Raw genomic sequence first — 18,739 nt, 5'->3', positions numbered from 1 at the left:
GGCACGCGGCGACGCTCGACAGCCCGATGCCCGGCGGGATATCCGGCCCCGCGACATTGACACAAGGCGGAGGGTGACATATTCTCCACAGTCTTGATCGGGAGAGCGCAGCCGCATGCTGCCGCCGAAGGGGCATCACCCAAAAACTCTCAGGCAAAAGGACCGGTCAGGGGTCGGCGCGCATGGCGTGCGGATCAACTCTGGAGAGCGGCCGAGGTGTCAACCCTGCGGCCCACCGAAGGGGCAGGCGGTGGTTGGCATTCACCTATCCGCTATCTCTCAGGTACCAAGGACAGAGGGGCGCGCAGCGCACGCATGGAGCCAACCGGCCTGCGTGGCAGCTCCCCTATATTCTGCCCTGAGGATTCCATGACGCTCAAAGCGACCCCGCTCAATTCCGCACACCGCGCCGCCGGCGCCAAGATGGTCGATTTCGGCGGCTGGGACATGCCCGTCAACTACGGCTCGCAAATCGAAGAACACAATGCCGTCCGCACCGACGCCGGCATGTTCGACGTTTCGCACATGTGCGTCGTCGACCTCGAGGGCGCCAATGTCCGCGCTTTTCTCCGCGGCCTGCTGGCGAATAACGTCGACAAGCTGCAGGTCGCCGGCAAGGCGCTCTACTCGTGCATGCTGAACCCTGAAGGCGGCGTCATCGACGACCTGATCGTCTACTTCTTCCGCGAAGACTGGTTCCGCCTGGTGGTCAACGCGGGTACCGCCGAGAAGGACGTGGCCTGGATGCGCCAGCAGAACGAGGCCACCAACAGCGGCCTCACCATCACCCAGCGCCGCGATGGCGCCAATGCGATTGCCCTGGTCGCTGTCCAGGGCCCGAACGCACGTGCCAAGGTGTGGGAAGTGCTGCCGACGGCGAAAGCCGCATCCGAGGCGATGAAGCCCTTCAACGTCGTGATCGTGCCCGACACCCCCTTCGGCGAAGCGATGGTCGCGCGCACCGGCTATACCGGCGAAGACGGTTTCGAGATCGGCGTCCCGGCGACCCAGGTCGAGGCGCTGTGGAACGCGCTGGTGGCCGCCGGCGTCAAGCCGGCCGGCCTCGGCGCACGCGACACGCTGCGCCTCGAAGCGGGCATGAACCTCTACGGCATGGACATGGACGAGAACGTGAACCCGCTCGACGCCGGTCTCGCCTGGACCATCGACCTGGTCTCGGAGCGCGACTTCATCGGCAAGGCAGCGCTGCAGGCCAAGGGCCAGCAGGCGCAGTTCCTCGGCCTGATCCTGCGCGAAAAAGGCGGCATCCTGCGCGCCCACCAGAAGGTCGTGGCGGCATCCGGCGCCTTCGGCGAAATCACCAGCGGCACCTTCAGCCCGTCGATGCAGCAGGCGATCGCCCTGGCGCGCGTGCCGATGGACGTCGCGATCGGCGACACCGTGCACGTCGAGATCCGCGACAAGAAGCTGGCCGCGACCGTCGTCAAGCTGCCTTTCGTCCGCAACGGCAAAGTCCTGGCCGCGTAAAAAATTCGCTTCAAAACCTTTATATAATACTGCCACCATCCAACCTGGAGCCCCAATGAACATCCCAACCGACCTGAAATACACCGAGTCCCACGAGTGGGTCCGCCGCGAGGAAGACGGCACCCTGACCGTCGGCATCACCGATTTCGCGCAGGACGCACTGGGCGACATCGTGTTCGTCGAACTGCCGCAGGTCGGCAAGACCTTCACGGCCGGCGACGACGCCGCCGTGGTCGAATCGGTGAAGGCAGCCAGCGACATCTACGCCCCGGTCGGCGGCACCGTTACCGAAGTCAACCAGTCGACCGCCGACGCGCCTGACTCGATCAACACCGACGCCTTCGCTGCCTGGCTGTTCAAGCTCAAGCCGACCGACGCCGCCGCGTACGACGGCCTGATGGACGCCGACGCCTACGGCAAGTCGACCGGCAACTGATATTGAAATGCCTGTGCGGCGCACCGCTTGCGCCGCACGCTTATTCAGCAAAACTCGTCCCCATATTCCTCCTTTAGTCCGGCCGGCCCTGCCCGCCCCCGTCTCCTCTTTTTGGCCACCACCATGACCCGCACCAGCCTCACCCAACTCGAAGCCCGCGATTCCTTCATCCCGCGCCACATCGGCCCGTCCTCGTCCGAAGAAGCGGCCATGCTGTCGACCCTCGGCTACCCATCGCGCGCCGCGCTGATCGACGCGGTCGTTCCCGCCAACATCCGCCGCAAGGACAAGCTCGACCTGGGCCAGTTCTTCGAGCCGCTGCCCGAGCAGGCAGCGCTGGCGAAACTGAAGTCGATCGCCGCGAAGAACAAGGTGATGAAGTCGGTCATCGGCCAGGGCTATTACGGCACCCACACGCCGGGCGTCATCCTGCGCAACATCTTCGAAAACCCGGCCTGGTACACCGCCTACACGCCCTACCAGCCGGAGATCTCGCAGGGCCGCCTGGAAGCGATCCTGAACTTCCAGCAGATGATCACCGACATGACCGGCATGGGCATCGCCAACTCGTCGATGCTGGACGAAGGCACGGCCGCCGCGGAAGCGATGACGCTGGTCCAGCGCGTCGGCAAATCGGCCTCGAAAGTCTTCTACGTCGCCGACGACGTGCTGCCGCAGACGCTGGAAGTGATCAGCACGCGCGCCGAGCCGATCGGCGTCGAAGTGCGCACGATTGCAGCGGCCGACATCGAGTCGCTCGACGAGACCTGCTTCGGCGTGCTGCTGCAATACCCTGGCGTGAACGGCGAAGTGCGCGACTACCGCGTGGCCTGCGAGAAGCTGCACGCGGCCGGCGCGATGGTGATCGTCGCCGCCGACCTGCTGGCCCTCACCATGCTCACGCCGCCGGGCGAATGGGGCGCGGACGTGGTCGTCGGTAACAGCCAGCGCTTCGGCGTGCCGCTCGGTTTCGGCGGCCCGCATGCCGGCTACCTCGCCACCCGCGACGAATACAAGCGCTCGATGGCCGGCCGCCTGGTCGGCGTCACCGTCGACGCGCAAGGCCAGTCCGCCCTGCGCCTGGCGCTGCAGACCCGCGAACAGCACATCCGCCGCGAGAAGGCGACCTCGAACATTTGCACCGCCCAGGTGCTGCTGGCAGTGATGGCGGGCATGTACGCGGTCTACCACGGCCCGCAGGGCTTGACCCGCATCGCCCAGCGCGTGCACCGCATGACGGGCATCCTGGCGACCGGCCTGCAGCAGATGGGTTACGCGCTGGCCAATGAAACCTTCTTCGACACGCTGACGATCAAGACCGACCGCGCCGCCGAACTGCACGCCGCCGCCACCGACGCCGGCGTCAACCTGCGCCGTGTGGATGACCAGCACGTCGGCCTGTCGCTCGACGAGACCACGACCCGCGAAGACATCGCGCTGCTGTTCTCGGTCTTCGCCAACGGCCAGCCTGTGCCTGACGTCGAAGCGCTGGACAAGGATGCGGCCGACGCTTTCCCGTCCTCCCTGGCCCGTACCAGCGCCTTCCTGACCCACCCGACCTTCAACCGCTACCACGCCGAGCACGAGATGCTGCGCTACCTGCGCTCGCTCGCCGACAAGGACCTGGCGCTGGACCGCACGATGATCCCGCTCGGTTCGTGCACGATGAAGCTGAACGCGACCTCCGAGATGATCCCGGTCACCTGGCCCGAGTTCTCGAACATCCACCCCTTCGCCCCGGACGACCAGACGGTCGGTTACCGCGAGATGATTTGCCAGCTGGAAGACATGCTGTGCGCCGTCACCGGCTACGCCGCCATCTCGCTGCAGCCGAACGCCGGTTCGCAGGGCGAGTACGCGGGCCTGCTCGTGATCCAGAAATACCACCAGGCGCGCGGCGAAGGCCACCGCAACATCTGCCTGATTCCGTCCTCGGCCCACGGCACCAACCCGGCGTCGGCCAACATGGTCGGGATGCAGGTCGTGGTGACGGCCTGCGACGAGAACGGCAACGTGGACCTCGCCGACCTGAAGAAGAAGGCCGAGCAGCACAGCGCCAACCTGGCCTGCGTGATGGTGACCTACCCGTCGACCCACGGCGTGTTCGAAGAAGGCATCCAGGAACTGTGCGAGATCGTGCACAGCCACGGCGGCCAGGTCTACATCGACGGCGCCAACATGAACGCGCTGGTCGGCGTGGCCGCGCCGGGCGCTTTTGGGGGCGACGTCAGCCACCTGAACCTGCATAAAACCTTCTGCATCCCGCACGGCGGCGGCGGTCCCGGCGTCGGCCCGATCGGCGTCGGCGCGCACCTGGCGCCCTTCCTGCCGAACCAGCGTTCGACCGGCTATGTACGCAGCGAAGACGGTATCGGCGCGGTCAGCGCGGCGGCCTACGGCTCGGCCTCGATCCTGCCGATTTCGTGGATGTACATCGCGATGATGGGCGCCGAAGGTTTGACCAACGCCACCGAAACCGCGATCCTGAACGCGAACTACATCGCGCGCCGCCTGGCGCCGCATTATCCGGTGCTGTACACGGGCCACGACGGCCTGGTCGCGCACGAGTGCATCATCGACCTGCGCCCGCTGCAGGACAAGACCGGCATTTCGAACGAAGACGTGGCCAAGCGCCTGATGGACTTCGGCTTCCACGCGCCGACCATGAGCTTCCCGGTACCGGGTACGCTGATGATCGAGCCGACCGAGTCGGAGTCGAAGATCGAGATCGACCGCTTCATCGAGGCGATGATCACGATCCACGCCGAGATCGTCAAGGTCGAGCGCGGCGAGTACGACAAGATGGACAATCCGCTCAAGGGCGCGCCGCACACGGCGGAAGTGGTGACGGCCGACGACTGGCAGCATACGTACTCGCGCGAAGTGGCGGCCTTCCCGGTGGCCTCGCTGCGCAAGAAGAAGTACTGGCCGCCGGTGGGGCGTGCGGATAACGTGTATGGCGACCGCAACCTGTTCTGCGGGTGCGCGCCGATCAGCGATTACGAATGATCGAGTAATCTCCGGCCGGTAAAACAAACGGCGGCGCAAAGAGCAATCTCTGCGCCGCCGTTGTCGTTTCCGGAGACTGTGCGGCTACGGAGCCGCTGTACCGCGTGGAGTCAGGACTCCGGTGAAACCGTCATTGATGCCATTGGCATCAATGACCCCATACGATTAGTGGTATTCGTAGGGTGGACTCCCGAGTCCACGCGGTACGGCGCGTGATTGGTCGAAACACCAATCAGCGATCACGGATAATCGTTGATCGATAGCCAGCCAATAAGACAAACGGCGGCGCAGGGAGATATCCCTGCGCCGCCGTTATCGTTTCTGGCGTGCTGTGCGGCTTCGGAGCGGTCCGACCGCGTGGGCACTCGTGCCCACGCCGTACGGCGCATGATCGGTCGCACCGCACGTGCCGTCGCGATTACTTCGCCGCCGTCACCCGCCAGATCACATTACCCACGTCATCCGCGAACAGCAATGCGCCTTCCGCATCCTGTGCCAGGCCAACCGGGGCGCCGTACAGGTCTTTTTCGTCAGCCGAATGGAAACCGGTCACGACAGGCTGTGCCGGTCCGTTCGGCATGCCATTTGCAAACGGCACATACACGATCTGGTAGCCACTCAGCGGGGTGCGGTCCCAGCTACCGTGCTCGCTGACAAATGCGCCGCCGCGATACTTCTCGGGCAGGCCGGTTCCGGTGTAGAACCAGAGTCCCAGTGCGGCCACGTGCGAACCCAGAGCGTAATCCGGCTTGATGGCTTTCTTGACCAGGTCCGGACGCTGCGGCATGACGCGGTGGTCGACGTGCTGGCCGTAATAGCTGTAAGGCCAGCCATAGAAACCTTTTTCCTGGACCGAGGTCATGTAGTCCGGAACCAGGTCCGCGCCGATTTCATCGCGCTCGTTGACGATGGTCCACAGCTTGCCGGTCTTCGGCTCGAACTGCAGGCCGGTCGGATTGCGGATGCCCGAGGCGAAGACACGGCTGGCACCGGTTGCGGCATCCACTTCCAGCACGGCAGCGCGGCGGTACTCGACCTCCATGCCGTTTTCCGTGATATTGCTGTTCGAGCCGCTGCCGACATACAGCTTCCTGCCATCCGGGCTGGCCACCAGCGCTTTGGTCCAGTGGTGATTGACCGTGCTCGGCAGGTCGCCCAGTTCGGTTCCCGGATCCGACATCTTCGTCTCGCCCGGGGTGTAGTGGTACTTCATGATGTTGCCGGTATTGGCGACATACAAGGTATCACCGACGAGCTGGATGCCGAATGGGGAATGCAGGTTTTCGATATAAACGTGCTGTTCCCACTCACCGGTGCCACCGGCTTTTTTGCGCAGCAGGGTGACGCGGTTGCCGCCCTTGCCGCCCTTGCCCGAACGGCCTTTGACGATACCGGCAATCACCTGTTTCGGCGTCGTGACCGCTTCTTCGCCCGGACCATTTCCTTCGACGACCAGCACGTCCCCATTCGGCAGGACGAGGAGCTGGCGCGGGTGCAGCAGGTTCGAGGCGATCTTTTCGATCTGCAGGCCGTCGGCGACCTTGGGCGTTGCATTGCCCTTCCAGCCCACGCCGCCCGGCACCTGCATCGGCGGGACCATGAAATCCTGCGCTTTCGGCAGGACCGGGCTGGCGCCGACCTGCTGGGCAGGATCGACCCTTTCCTTGTCGCCGCAACCACTCAACAGCAGCGAAATACCGGCTGCCATCCCCAGTGCAGCGCACCACCCTTGCTTATGCTTGTTCATGCCCGAATTCCTTCAAGATTACTTTTTTTGCCAGCCGATACGATTCTTCCGATGGCCATCGCGGCGACCGTCAGCACGGACAGCCACAGCGCAGCCGGCATCGTCCCATAAGCGTCGCGGCTGTGCACGAACGCATTGACGAGCGCGGCGACGATAGCGATCACGTTGAGCCAGAAGTTCATCGTCTCGCCCCCGGTCCGGACCCGGTTTTTTCCGAACCAGACGCGGCCGAGATTAATCAGCTGCGGCACGATGGCGAACACGAGGCCCGCGCTGACGAGCCAGGCCGCGCCTTTGATCCAGAATACGTTGGCGGTTTTCGCATAAACGATATCGGCGATCAGCACGGCTACAAAAAACCCGAAAGGTATCGGGTCAAGCAGATTGAAAACCGCGGACGTCACACTGAAACGTGACGAATTTGTGTTGACTGTCATGAGGTTGCCCTGGTTAGTATAAAAACGATGTGCGCCCTAGATACCACAATGCGGCATTTGGTTCCACATGACGGTATTATATCCGCCCGATGGCAAAGCGGTTAGAGGGCCCCTTCAGGCAGATTGCCTGAAAGCGGCTTCGCGCGGCGCCGCGCATGATGGGTTCGCCTGGCGGCGTCATGCCCGCGTCGCGTCGTTAACGCAGGACGGCCGGCATGGCGCCGGCCGTTCTTCCGCTTTTTTCAGTTGCCGGGCCAGTTGGCCGCGACCAGGGGGCAAATGCCGCAGGTCGCGCCGGCGCCCGCCGGATCACGAATCGCGGCGCGAGGCCAGGCGCAGGTGCGGCCGCGGCGCTTTTCTCCGCTCCACCCGCGGTGCGATGCTTGCGTCGCGCCGGCCATCCTTCAAGACGTCGCGCATGTCGATCTCGGCCACGCTCGACGGCCGCACCGGCTCCGGCACCTGCACCGCTTCATCCAGCCGGAAGGTCGCCACCGCCTTCGACAGGGTCAGGGCCTGCATCTGCAGCGTGCGCGCCGCTTCGGCCGCCTCTTCCACCAGCGTCGAATTGCGCTGCGTGACCTGGTCCATCTGCACGATCGCCTCGTTCACTTCCGACAGCCCGCTGGCCTGCTCGGCATTCGCGGAGCTGATCTGGCTGATGATGTCGCCCACCTGCTGCACCGACACCGCGATCGTCGCCATGCTGGTGCCGGCCTGCGCGGCGAAGGCGGTGCCGCCCTCGATCTCGGCCACCGACTGGTTGATCAGTTCGCGGATCTCGCGCGCGGCGGCGCCGGTGCGCAAGGCCAGCGTGCGCACTTCTCCCGCCACCAGCGCGAATTCGCGGCCCTGGTCGCCGCCGCGCGCCGCTTCAAGTGCCGCGTTCAGCGCCAGCGTGCCCGTTTCCACCGCGATCGCGTCGATCTGCTGGGTGATCTCGCCGACCCGGCAGGCGCTGCCCTTGACCGACTCCATCGTCGTCACCAGGCGCTCGGCGACATTGCCGCCCTGCTGGGCCACGTCGGTGGCCGAGGCGGCGAGCCGGTTGGCTTCCTGGGCGCTGTCGGCGGTCAGGTTCACGGTGTGGGCCAGTTCCTGCATCGAGGACGCCGCGTGTTCGAGCGAACTGGCGCGGAAGACGGCGCGCGTGGTCAGGTTCAGGTTGCCCAGCGCGAGGTCGCGCGAGGCCGTGCCGATCGAACGCGCTGATTCGAGGATCGTCCGCAGCGTCCCGTTCAGGTTGCGGATGCTGGCATCGAGGGCGCGCGAGGTTTCCGCGATCTCGTCGTTGCCGTAGACCCGGTCCTTGACGGTCAGGTCGCCGCTGGCGAGGTCCACGACCGCCGCGCCGATGCTGCGGACCTCGGCCAGCAGGGTACGCCGCACCGCCACGGTGATCCCGAGCGAGACCCCGATCGCCAGCAGGATCACGCAGGGCATCAGCCAGGTCATGGCGCGAAAGTCGTCGGCGGCGCTGTCGGACGCGGCCTGCGACAGCGACTGTTCGAGCTGCGACAGCGCGTTCAGGCGCTCGGCGACGTCGGCAAAGGCGGTTTCCGCCTTGCTCATCGCGTTGGCGCTGATCGACTGGTCGTCGCGCGCCAGTTCGATCACGTCGACCGCCGCCTGCACGTAGCGTTTGTAGGCCGAGGCCGCCCCGTCGACGAGACGGCGCTCGGCGCCACCCGGCGGCGTCATCCGCGCCAGGCGCTGCAGGCCCGCTTCGGTCAGCCCCTGCTGGCGGTCGATGTCCTGGATCAGGGGCGCGATCCGGGTTTTCGGGAAGCTGCCGCCGATCCAGGTCTGCAGCTGGTAGATCTCGGCATGTCCGCGCTGTGCGGTGAATATCAGGTCGCTGGCGGCGCGCATGTGGGCGGCGCGGCGCACGACGATCTCTTCCAGCGAGGCGTTCTGGCGCACCATCGCGTACCAGGCGCCGCAGGACAGCAGGACCAGCAGCACCAGCACCACGCCAGGGGCAAGCAGCAGCTTGGGACCGATCTTCAGGCGGGAAAGCATTTCAGCACCCCCTCATGACAATCAACGAAGCGGCGCCATGGGCCGCGGCAGGGAAACGCTGGTGCTTGTGCATGATGGCCTCGCAGTTCGACAATACGCGATATTTCTTTAACGCATTCGGCCAATCTACGGCATCGCACGGCCACGCCATTGACCGTAATCAACACCTTCCCGCAGGTGGACAATTGCAGACAGGTCGGACACACTAGCGCCATGAAGATTGCCGTCCACCTGGCCCGGCACCGGCGCCTGGTGGCGCTGGCCGGGCTCTCCCTGCTGCTGCACCTGCTCGCCCTTGCCTGCATCGACGCCCTGGTCAGTCCCGCGCCCCCGCGTATCGGCGCCCCGCTCGCGCTGCGCCTGGTGCGCGCGGGCGGCGCGCCGGTGCGCCAGGCGGTGGCCGCGCAGACGGCCCCGGCGCCGGTTGCGGCCGCTGCGGCGCCGCTGCCCGAAAAACCACACCCGGCCCTGCCGCCCATGCAGCCGCTGCTCCCCGCTCCCGATGCCATCGCAGGCGCAGCCGCGCCGGTGCCCGCTTCCAGCGCGGCGCCCGGCAGCGCCCCGCTGCAGATGCCCGGCCGCTACCGCGTGCGCCTGCCACCCTCGTCGCGCCTGCGTTATGCGGTCACGCGCAGCGCGCCCGGACAGGACGTGGTCGCGGGCGAGCCGGCGGAGCTGAGCTGGGAGCGTGCGAATGGCGCCTACCGCCTGCGCCTCGATGGCGTACTCGGGCAGCTCGAAAGCGAAGGCGGCGAGGACGATGCGGGCATCGCGCCGGCGCTCGCGCGCGAAGCGGGGCCGGCGGGCGGCGCCCAGGCGACCCGTTTCAACCGCGCGGAAGGGCGCATCGAGCACGGGCCGCTGGCCCCCAGCGATCCGCTACGCCTGGGCAGCCAGGACCGCGCCTCGGTCCTGCTGCAGCTGGCGGGCATCGGCCTGGCCGAGCCCGACCAGGTGCAGGACACGGTCGATGTCGTGGTGGCCGGCAGCGGCGGCACGCGGGTCGACCGCTGGCAGGTCGTCGGCAGCGAAGACCTGGCCACCCCCGCCGGCGTGTTCGCCACCGTGCGCCTGGCCCGGCTGGCGCCGGCCGGCGAAGCCCGCGTCGAAGTCTGGCTGGCCGAAAAGCACAACTGGCTGCCGGTGCAGCTGCGCGTGACGCAGCCGGACGGCACGGTCGGGAACCAGCTGGTGACCAGCATCGAAACGCAGGCGCCGGCAATGTAGCCCTGTGCCGGGCAGCCATAAAAAAACGGATTCACGACGACCGTGAATCCGTTTTTCAAGTGCGCGGCCAGCGCCGGAGCGCCTTGCCCGCTTAGCCCAGCCTGGCCGCGTGCTCGCGCGTCGCGTGGAACACCAGCTTCGGCCAGCGTTCCTGGGTCAGGCGCAGGTTGACGCCCGAGGTGGCGAGATAGGCCATGTTGCCGGCCGCATCATAGGCCACGTTGTGCCCGAGCTGCACCTCGAAGTCGGACAGCGACTTCTTGTCGTCGGAAGACACCCAGCGTGCGCTGCTGATGCTGGACGATTCGAACACGGCATCCACGCCGTATTCATTGAGCAGGCGGCTCGCCACCACTTCGAACTGGAGCACGCCGACCGCGCCCAGGATCAGGTCCGAGCCCAGCACCGGCTTGAAGACCTGCACCGCGCCCTCCTCGCCCAGCTGCTGCAAGCCTTTATGCAGCTGCTTCATCTTCAGCGGATTACGGATGCGCACCGTGCGGAACAGGTCCGGCGCGAAGTACGGGATGCCGGTGAAGGTCAGCATCTCGCCTTCCGAGAAGCTGTCGCCGATCTGCATGTTGCCGTGGTTCGGCAAGCCGATGATGTCGCCCGCGTACGCCTCTTCGACCTGCTCGCGCGAGGACGCCATGAAGGTCACCACCGACGACAGCTTGACTTCGCGCCCCAAACGCAGGTGCTTGACCTTCATGCCCTTTTCGAAACGCCCCGAGCACACGCGCAGGAAAGCGATGCGGTCGCGGTGGGCCGGGTCCATGTTGGCCTGGATTTTGAAGACGAAGCCGGAGAACCTCGGTTCGCTCGGTTCCACGGCACGCACGGTGGCGTCGCGCTCGCGCGGCGCCGGGGCCCAGTCGACCAGCGCCGAGAGGATCTCGCGCACGCCGAAGTTGTTGATGGCCGAACCGAAGAACACCGGCGTCTGCACGCCCGACAGGAAACGCTCGAGGTCGAACGGGTGGCTGGCGCCGTGCACCAGTTCCACTTCCATTTTCAGCTGCTCGATTTCGAGCGGGAACATCTCGGCCAGCTTCGGGTTGTCGATGCCCTTCAGGATTTCGAAAGCGCCGTCGGCTTTTTCTTCCCCGGCCTTGAACAGCATGATCTCGTCGTTGAGCAGGTGGTACACGCCGCGGAAGTTCTTGCCCATGCCGATCGGCCAGGTCACCGGCGCACATTCGATCTTGAGCACCGACTCGAGTTCGTCGAGGAGTTCGAGCGGATCGCGCGTTTCGCGGTCGAGCTTGTTCATGAAGGTGACGATCGGCGTATTGCGCATGCGGCAGACGTCGAGCAGCTTGATCGTCTGCGCTTCCACGCCTTTCGCGGCATCGATCACCATGAGGGCCGAGTCGACCGCCGTCAGCACGCGGTAGGTGTCTTCCGAGAAGTCCTGGTGGCCGGGCGTGTCGAGCAGGTTGATCACGTGGTCGCGGAACTCGAACTGCATGACCGAGGACGCGACCGAAATGCCGCGCTGCTTCTCGATGTCCATCCAGTCGGAGGTGGCATGGCGGCCGCTTTTCCGGCCCTTGACGGTACCGGCGAGCTGGATCGCGCCCGAGAACAGCAGCAGCTTCTCGGTGAGCGTGGTTTTACCCGCGTCGGGGTGGGAAATGATGCCGAAGGTGCGGCGGCGCCCCACTTCGCGGGCGATCGCCGCGGGTGCGCGCGTGGCGGCGGGGACGCCGGCGTCGGCGGGATCGTTACCGGCAGCGTCGGCGCTGTTGCCGGTTACTTGGATGTCAGGATCGTTGGACATAGTCGAGCCCCATTGGCCCAGATGAAGAAAACCCTCGATTTTACCGATTCCCGGGCGGCACGTGTGAAGAGAATGCGCACCTGGCGGGGGCATTGCCGCCCCGGCCCGGCCGCATGGACCGGCGCTCTGCGCTGCCCTTGTGCGCAGGCTTACTCGCGCACGCGGCGCCAGCCGGTACGCGTCGCCGGCTCCGAGACCGCCGATTGCACGGCCGAATCGGTCATGGTGCCGTCGGCGTTGGTCGTGATCTGGCGCGCATTGCCCTTCGGGAGCGTGATGATGATCGAACCGACCGCCGCGGCCGAGTTGGACAGGGTCTGGCCGGCCACCATCACCTGGCCCGTGGTGCCGTCGACGTTGATCGCCGTCAGCGGCTCGCCGGTGCAGACGTTGACCTGGTAGACGTTGCTGGTGCCGCCCACCTTGCAGCTCGACGAGGAACTCGGCATGTTGGTCACCATGTTCAGCGCCCCATACACGATCTGCGGATCGAGGTTGACGCGCTCGCCGCTGTTCTGGTCGAAGTCGAGATACCAGCCCTGCTGGGTCGCGAGGTCGATCTTGACGCCGTTGATCGAATAGGCGGTGCTGGTGCCGGCCACCTTCGCCAGGTTCTGGCGCGCCATCGCGGAGGCGCTGCGCCACTGGGCCGCGCTGATCGGCGTGCCGGAATCCTTGAGCACGTAAGCGCTCTGGACGTCGGTGTTGCCGACGTCGGGCAGGTCGAGCAGGCGGCCGGTGCCGAAGGCGACCACGCGCTGCAGCGCGCTCGTCTCGGTGCCGTCGGCGGCAACGCCGTTCACCATGCACATCGTGACGTCGGGGCTGGTGGTGACCGGCTGCTTGACGCCGGCGTCGCCCATCCTGATCAGCGTGGGGACGCCTTGCGTGGTGAAGTCGAAGCGCCACATCTGGCCGAAATTGTCGCCGCCATACACATAGGTGATCAGCGGATCGGTGTTCGGGTTCTCCGAAATCGCGGTGATGCGCGCGAAGCCCGACGGCGTCGTGGCGTCGCCCGCGCCGGTGCCGACCTTGGCCAGCACGTGGCCGCTGGCGCTATCGACCACGTACAGATAGCCCTTGCCGTCGCCGCCGGCCACGCCGTCGCTTCCCGGCACGTTGTTGTAGCCGGAAGTCAGCAGCACCACCCAGTGCACGGCGCCGGCGCCATCCTTCCAGGTGCCCATCTGCGGATTACCGAACGAGAGGCCGAGGTCGGCATCGAAATTGGCGCCGCTGCAGACGGCCGGGTCGGCGCACAGTTCCCACAGCGCGGCCGGGTTGTCCGGGTCGGTGACGTCGAGCGCGTAAAAGCCGCGCCCGCCCGCATTCAGGCCCGCCACCAGCACCGAACGCCATTGGTCGCCGATCTTGACGTCGGCCACTGCGGGCGAACCGTCGACCGTGAACTGGTGGCCGGTGGCATAGGTGGTGCTCGCCTGGGTGTACAGCTTCTTCATCGTGATGCGCGGCGCATAGGCCCATATCTCTTCGCCGGTCCCCGCATCGAAGGCGTGCAGCATGCCGTCGTTGGCGCCCACGAACACGGTCGGCTGGCGGTCGGCGTTGTCCGCCTTGTACGTGAAATAGGCCTCGTCGGTATAGGCCTTGCGCGGATCGCGCAGGTAGGCCGGCTTCGAGGAGGCGATATCGCCCAGCACGATCGGCAGCGGCGCGGTGAGGCCGGCCGGGATGGTCGCCGTCTTGCTGTAGGCGCGCAGCAGGATGTCGTTGGCGTGCTGCTGCTGGCCGCGCAGCCAGTTGACGATGTTCGCGCCGTTGTCGACGATCTTGCGGTCGGCCGCGTTCAGGGTCGCGCATTGCGGCAGCAGGCTGCATTTGTTCGTGAACCAGCCCTGCTCGGCCGCGGACATGGCCGTGAAATCGAAGTTCTTGAGGACGCCCTCTTCCGCGTTGAGCATCAGGATGCGGCGCGAATCGGTGGCCGCCCCGACCTTGCGCCCGACGATATCGGACGAGATCCAGGTCGCCTTCGGCAGCACGGCGCCGGTGACGATGTCGATCTTCTTGCCCTGCAGTTCGCCGTACCAGCGCACCGTGGTGAAGGTGGCGGCGAAGATGTCGTTGTCGGCCTGCGACACGTTCGGGGTCGAGGTGGCGGCCGCGGCGGCGGCGCCGATCTTGACCTCGATGTTCGACAGCGCCGCGCGCAGGCCGTCGATCACCTGCAAGGGGTCGGAGGCGCTGAAGTACTTGCCGTGGCCGTTGACCGCCGCGTGCCACAAATCGTCGACGCGCGACTGGTAGGCGGCGCTGCCCGAGTCGTCGCCGGTGCTCGGGTTCGGCCAGTTGTAGGCGCCGCCGCCGTTCCACGGGCAACCGCTCGTCACGCCGGTGACCAGCTTGTAGAAGTCGCTGCCGACCGCGGCGGCCGTATCGTATTTCGGGTCGTAGGTCATGATGCCGTCCACGCCCAGGCCGAGGGCGTAGGTATTCATGTGCAGGCGGGTGTTTTCGCCGGCCGCGGCGGCGACCAGGCCGTCCTGGTCGTTCCAGTTCTCGAGCGAGGGGCGCAGCGAGGTGGTCTTGTCGTTCGAGCCGCCGTTGTACCAGTACAGCGCGACGTCGGCCAGCGAGTTGGCGGACTGCGTGGCCGGGTCGACGCAGCCCTTGGCGCGCGAGCAGAAGCGGGTCGCGCTCTCGACGTTGTCGTTGTTGACCACGTCCCCGGCGGCGGCGCCGTTCCAGTAGCCGTCGGTGGTGACGAAGGTGAAGTTCTGCTGGCAGGGGAACTGGATCACCTCGTTGCCGGCGCTGTAGTTGTAGGGCGAGCGGTTCGCGTACATCTTGCCGATCGCATGCAGGGCCTGGCGGATCGGGGTCGAGCCGCTGGTGGACATGCCGTACAGCGCGCTGTACCAGGCGGTGCGCGACGAACCGGCGAAGGGCTTGGGCGCCTTCATCGCGCCCTCGGCGGCGGCCACGGAGAGCGACACGATGCCGACGTTGTAGTTGTCGCCGATCGGCTGGAAGGCCTGGCCGACGGCCGTCTTCATCATCTGGTTGCGCGTCTTGTAATAGGCGTACCAGTTGGCGAAATTGGTCATCTCTTCGTCGTAGGTACAGGCCGATGCCGCGCAGTCGCTGCGCGCCGGCGCCTTCGGATAGCTGGTCCTGGTCGAGACGATGTCGGTGCGCACGAACACCGAGGCGCCCAGCGGCGTAACCGCGTTCGGCACGCCGTCGGTCGCGGCCGCGCTGGCGCCGAAGCTCAGGTAGGTGGTCTTGCTGGCCGTGTTGTTCGACAGCGAACCGAGGGCGATGTTGTCGCCTTCGGCGTCGACCGAGGTGTTGACCAGGCAAACGACGTTGTTCGACGCGGCCTCGCACAGCGGCGTCGTGTTGCTGGTGCCGCCCACATAGGCCGTGATGGTGCCGCTGCTGCCGATCTTGTTCTTGATCGCCAGCGCCACGGCGGCGGCGTTCACGCCTTTCGAGAAGCTCAGGCCGCTGGAAAACAGCTGGGTGCCGCCGAAGGTGAGGCCGCCGAGCACCTCATTCTTCTTGCTGTTGGTGGTGCCGCTGACCGTCAGCAGCGCGGTGACCGAGCTGCCCGAGGAGACGATCAGGTCGCGCCCGGCGCGGCTGCCGTCGGAGGCCAGCGTGCAGGGGCCGACCGCCTTGCCGGTGGTGCCCGCGGGGCAGCTGATCGGCACCACCGCCACCACGCTGTTGCTCTCGAGCGTGATGCCGAAGCTCGAGCAGGCCGGCACGCCGGTCACGCTCGGCGTGCGCACGCAGGCCGTGTACTGGGCCGCGAGGCCCGTCTTCGCGATGATGGAGGCGGCCAGCGCGTTCGCCACCGCCGCCTGTCTGGTCGCCGTGTTGGTGCCGCTGCTGGCGGTGACGGCCGCGTTGGTCAGCGTGAAGGTGCCGTCCGGCTCGACGACCGAGACGCTGTTGATCTTCGCCGAACTGGTCGTACTCGATGCGCCGATGGTGATGGTGCCGTACCAGTCCGGGTTGCGGTTCGGGTCAGAGAAGCGCGGATACTTGAAGTTGCCGACGTACTTGGCCTGGCAATTGGTCAGCGCGCGGCTGTCGCACCAGCGCACGCGCGCCGGTTCAGGGTAGCCCGCCGGCGCCGGGGCATTCACCGCGGTGACGCGGCAGTTCGTGAGGGTCGCGTCAGTGCAGTATTCGGCGACGTTGATCGTGTAGTAGTAGGGATTCGCGGTGAAGCTTTGCGCCGTATAGCGCACGTCGTTCGGGTAGGCGTAGCCGCTGGTGTTGTAGCCGCAGTTGCCGCCGCTGTCGCACCAGCGCAGGTCGGGGAAGCCGGCGGCGAGGTTGGTCTTGTTGACGTCGTTGCCCAGCAGGTCGGTGTTGTTGACGTTGAAGCCGTCGGTGGTGACCGAGGTCCAGTCTGTCGTTTTGGAACGCGTCATGGAGTCGAACGACACGCCGTTGCTGTCCACGGGGGGCAGGTAGCGCACCTTCGGGTTGTAGTACTGCTTGTTGAAGTCGGCGCTGGCAAACGGCGGGTCGCCGATGCGGCAGCTGCGCGTGCCGCCGGCCATCGTGGCGCGCGAACGGCAGGTGCTGGTGTCGTCGACGTAGTCGGGGGTGAAGGTGCTGACCATCGAGCCCGAGTTATCGTAGAGGAGCATCAGGTTCGGCTTGACCGTGCCGGTGCCGGTGATGTTCAGCAGCGGCAGCTGGGCGATGCCGGTGGGGCCGGCCTGGGCCGCGGTGGCCAGCAGCAGCAAGGCAAACAGGGAGAGGAGACGATTCATAAGGCGATCCATGCGGGTGTCCATTTCATCGGCCGCCACGGGCCTTGGGGTTCGGTGCGCGCGGCCGTCAGCCGCCGATCAGCACCATCATCTGGTTGACGACATTGCCGCCGCGCGCGCCATCCATGCGCGCCGTGACCAGGTAATGCACGCGCGGGATGGCGGTGTAGCGCGGCGCCGGAATCGCGAGGCTCGCGCCGGCCGCCACCGCGCTGCCCGCCGCCGACGGATTGTCGCTGGTCTGGACGCAGGTGTTGTCCTTGTCGTTGTAGGGCAGCGGCCGGTCGCACATGCGGTGGATCACGTATTCGATGCGTTGCGCGCCCACGGTGACCGTGGTCGAGCCGAGCCAGAAGGCAGGCGAACGCACGCCGTCGTTCGGATCATAGGTCGCCATGTAGCCGGACGCCGCCACGTTCGTGTCGAGCAGCCCCTTCTTGCCCATGGAGGTCGCCCGCAGCCACTTGTAGCCTGCGTCCAGGCCGTAGTCCACCGCGCGGCTCTGGGCCGAGTCGTAGGCCAGGTTGGCGGCCGTCAGCGTGGTCGTGTTGCTCGACTTGAGCAGGTAGATGCTCGAGATGAGCATCACCAGCAGGATGACCAGCATGACCGGCAGGGCGATGCCGGCCTGGTTGCGCGCTGGCCGTTGCGTCGAGGGCTTCATCATGGGTTCCAGTTCGCGTTGCGCAGCGGGACGATCGTTTCGAAAACGCGGTAGCGGTAGCAGCGCCAGTCGGCCGTGTCGCCGGCCACCGCGACGTCGACGCTGATCGGCACCGCGGCCACGCTGGACGGCTCCCTGCTGGCGAAGACGCTCGGCTGGACGGTCGTGCTGGTGCAGGCGGCGCCGGTGGCCGCCCGCTCGCGCGTCTTGCTGCGCGCGACCACGGCGATGCGCAGGGCCGCCAGGTGTTCGTAGTCGCCGGCGCTGCCTACCGTGCCGTTGGCGTCGGCGTCGATCATGGTGGCCGACCAGGCGCCGACGCGCAGGTTGGTGCGCGCCGCGAAAGCGTTGCCGGTGCGTGTGTCGAAGCCGTATTGCGCCTTGATCGAGACGATGTTGTCGGCGACCGTCGCCGGCGCCGCACTGGTGCCGGCCATGTCGGTCGAGCGCAGGCGCAGGAAGCCGTTGGCGACCGACCAGGTATGCAGCGATAGCGTGGCGGCCGGCCCGAGGTTGAATACGCGCGTTTCGCCGCCCTTGAAATTCATGCCCAGCGAGCCGGTGTTGTAGCGGAAGTTGGCGCCGCCGGCGACCATCAGGAAGGCCGCGCCGCCCGGCTGTTCCGACACCTGGGCCAGCGCGCAGTCGCCCGTCCTGCCCTCGGGCGCGACCACGACCACGTCGCCGGTCTTGAAACCGTAGGACGGCTTGCGGTCGACGTTCAGGCGCGTGCCGCCGATGTAGTCGCTTTCCACCCGCACGGTGCCGGTGCCGGTCGGCGAACTGCCCGAGTACAGGCTGATCGTGTCGGGCGCGCTGCCGTTCGACTCGATGATGGCCGGCGCCAGCGGGCGCACGGTGCCGGCGCCGCGCGGCGCGGGCGCCAGCACATAGCCCGCATTGTCGTTGAAGCGCGTATTGCAGCCGAGCAGCAGCGGGTCGTTCAGGCCGAAGCCGGCCTGCTGGGCGTCGGCGCTGATCGAAAACATGGCCAGCATCCCGTTCTGCATCGAGTCCGAGCTGCCCAGCGCCGACTGCTTGCTCTGTTCGGAACCCGTGATCAGGCGGATCGCGAACACCAGCGCCAGCATGCCGATGGCCACGCTCACCAGCAGTTCGACAACCGAGAAGCCGCGGCTGCGGCGTGTGGAAAAGCGCATGCCCGC

General features: G+C 66.6%; 11 protein-coding genes and 2 riboswitches. Of the genes, 4 read left to right on the top strand and 7 right to left on the bottom strand.

Annotated elements, in window-relative coordinates; genetic code table 11:
* Positions 1-88: 88 nt before the first annotated feature.
* Positions 89-175: riboswitch (glycine riboswitch) on the top strand.
* 15 nt (positions 176-190) lie between these two features.
* Positions 191-306, top strand: a riboswitch (glycine riboswitch).
* 63 nt (positions 307-369) lie between these two features.
* The 3 genes from gcvT (at position 370) to gcvP (ending at position 4,933) form a co-directional block, all read left to right on the top strand.
* Positions 370-1,488 carry a glycine cleavage system aminomethyltransferase GcvT gene (gene gcvT, locus AC1MEM_RS14105; RefSeq protein ID WP_499471383.1) on the top strand — a complete coding sequence of 373 codons (1,119 nt, stop codon included), beginning with the start codon at positions 370-372 and terminating at the stop codon, positions 1,486-1,488.
* A 55-nt stretch (positions 1,489-1,543) separates the two neighbouring features.
* Positions 1,544-1,924: a glycine cleavage system protein GcvH gene (gene gcvH / locus AC1MEM_RS14100; RefSeq protein ID WP_499471381.1), complete on the top strand. Its 381-nt coding sequence runs from the start codon at positions 1,544-1,546 to the stop codon at positions 1,922-1,924.
* A gap of 123 nt (positions 1,925-2,047) precedes the next feature.
* The gene (gene gcvP, locus AC1MEM_RS14095; RefSeq protein WP_499471379.1) at positions 2,048-4,933 is read left to right on the top strand and encodes an aminomethyl-transferring glycine dehydrogenase; all 2,886 of its coding nucleotides are present in this window, start codon (positions 2,048-2,050) and stop codon (positions 4,931-4,933) included.
* A 418-nt stretch (positions 4,934-5,351) separates the two neighbouring features.
* Here the strand turns inward: gcvP and AC1MEM_RS14090 are convergent, their stop codons facing one another.
* The 3 genes from AC1MEM_RS14090 to AC1MEM_RS14080 form a co-directional block, all read right to left on the bottom strand.
* Complete coding sequence (locus tag AC1MEM_RS14090; protein ID WP_499471378.1) at positions 5,352-6,680, bottom strand: PQQ-dependent sugar dehydrogenase; 1,329 nt, start codon at positions 6,678-6,680, stop codon at positions 5,352-5,354.
* On the bottom strand, positions 6,677-7,117 hold the full coding sequence (locus tag AC1MEM_RS14085; RefSeq protein WP_499471376.1) for a DUF2231 domain-containing protein: 441 nt from the start codon (positions 7,115-7,117) through the stop codon (positions 6,677-6,679). Before AC1MEM_RS14085 ends, AC1MEM_RS14090 begins: the two co-directional genes overlap by 4 nt.
* 309 nt (positions 7,118-7,426) lie before the next feature.
* Positions 7,427-9,139 carry a methyl-accepting chemotaxis protein gene (locus AC1MEM_RS14080; protein WP_499471374.1) on the bottom strand — a complete coding sequence of 571 codons (1,713 nt, stop codon included), beginning with the start codon at positions 9,137-9,139 and terminating at the stop codon, positions 7,427-7,429.
* Positions 9,140-9,352: 213 nt separating this feature from the next.
* On the opposite strand from AC1MEM_RS14080, the gene AC1MEM_RS14075 reads away from it, so the two are divergent.
* Positions 9,353-10,366: a DUF3108 domain-containing protein gene (locus AC1MEM_RS14075; RefSeq protein ID WP_499471372.1), complete on the top strand. Its 1,014-nt coding sequence runs from the start codon at positions 9,353-9,355 to the stop codon at positions 10,364-10,366.
* A gap of 91 nt (positions 10,367-10,457) precedes the next feature.
* On the opposite strand, the gene AC1MEM_RS14070 is transcribed toward AC1MEM_RS14075, so the two are convergent.
* From AC1MEM_RS14070 to AC1MEM_RS14055, 4 genes are all read right to left on the bottom strand, one after another.
* Positions 10,458-12,149 (bottom strand): peptide chain release factor 3, encoded by a 1,692-nt coding sequence (locus AC1MEM_RS14070; RefSeq protein WP_499471371.1) that lies wholly within the window; start codon positions 12,147-12,149, stop codon positions 10,458-10,460.
* A gap of 149 nt (positions 12,150-12,298) precedes the next feature.
* Positions 12,299-16,909: a pilus assembly protein gene (locus tag AC1MEM_RS14065; protein WP_499471369.1), complete on the bottom strand. Its 4,611-nt coding sequence runs from the start codon at positions 16,907-16,909 to the stop codon at positions 12,299-12,301.
* Positions 16,910-16,976: 67 nt separating this feature from the next.
* Positions 16,977-17,576: a pilus assembly PilX family protein gene (locus AC1MEM_RS14060; RefSeq protein ID WP_499471367.1), complete on the bottom strand. Its 600-nt coding sequence runs from the start codon at positions 17,574-17,576 to the stop codon at positions 16,977-16,979.
* Positions 17,573-18,733 carry a PilW family protein gene (locus tag AC1MEM_RS14055; RefSeq protein ID WP_499471365.1) on the bottom strand — a complete coding sequence of 387 codons (1,161 nt, stop codon included), beginning with the start codon at positions 18,731-18,733 and terminating at the stop codon, positions 17,573-17,575. Before AC1MEM_RS14055 ends, AC1MEM_RS14060 begins: the two co-directional genes overlap by 4 nt.
* Between the last annotated feature and the right edge of the window lie 6 nt (positions 18,734-18,739).

Source organism: Telluria sp. AIW5, from assembly GCF_056680575.1.
Note: the sequence above shows the minus strand (reverse complement) of the source record. Positions and strands in the feature narration are given on the sequence as shown.

Bases quoted from the DNA above. Each gene is read 5' to 3' on its own strand.
- AC1MEM_RS14080 (WP_499471374.1), bottom strand. From the start codon at position 9,139: ATGCTTTCCCGCCTGAAGATCGGTCCCAAGCTGCTGCTTGCCCCTGGC.
- gcvT (WP_499471383.1), top strand. From the start codon at position 370: ATGACGCTCAAAGCGACCCCGCTCAATTCCGCACACCGCGCCGCCGGC.
- AC1MEM_RS14065 (WP_499471369.1), bottom strand. From the start codon at position 16,909: ATGAATCGTCTCCTCTCCCTGTTTGCCTTGCTGCTGCTGGCCACCGCG.
- AC1MEM_RS14075 (WP_499471372.1), top strand. From the start codon at position 9,353: ATGAAGATTGCCGTCCACCTGGCCCGGCACCGGCGCCTGGTGGCGCTG.
- AC1MEM_RS14070 (WP_499471371.1), bottom strand. From the start codon at position 12,149: ATGTCCAACGATCCTGACATCCAAGTAACCGGCAACAGCGCCGACGCT.
- AC1MEM_RS14085 (WP_499471376.1), bottom strand. From the start codon at position 7,117: ATGACAGTCAACACAAATTCGTCACGTTTCAGTGTGACGTCCGCGGTT.
- gcvH (WP_499471381.1), top strand. From the start codon at position 1,544: ATGAACATCCCAACCGACCTGAAATACACCGAGTCCCACGAGTGGGTC.
- AC1MEM_RS14060 (WP_499471367.1), bottom strand. From the start codon at position 17,576: ATGATGAAGCCCTCGACGCAACGGCCAGCGCGCAACCAGGCCGGCATC.
- AC1MEM_RS14090 (WP_499471378.1), bottom strand. From the start codon at position 6,680: ATGAACAAGCATAAGCAAGGGTGGTGCGCTGCACTGGGGATGGCAGCC.
- gcvP (WP_499471379.1), top strand. From the start codon at position 2,048: ATGACCCGCACCAGCCTCACCCAACTCGAAGCCCGCGATTCCTTCATC.
- AC1MEM_RS14055 (WP_499471365.1), bottom strand. From the start codon at position 18,733: ATGCGCTTTTCCACACGCCGCAGCCGCGGCTTCTCGGTTGTCGAACTG.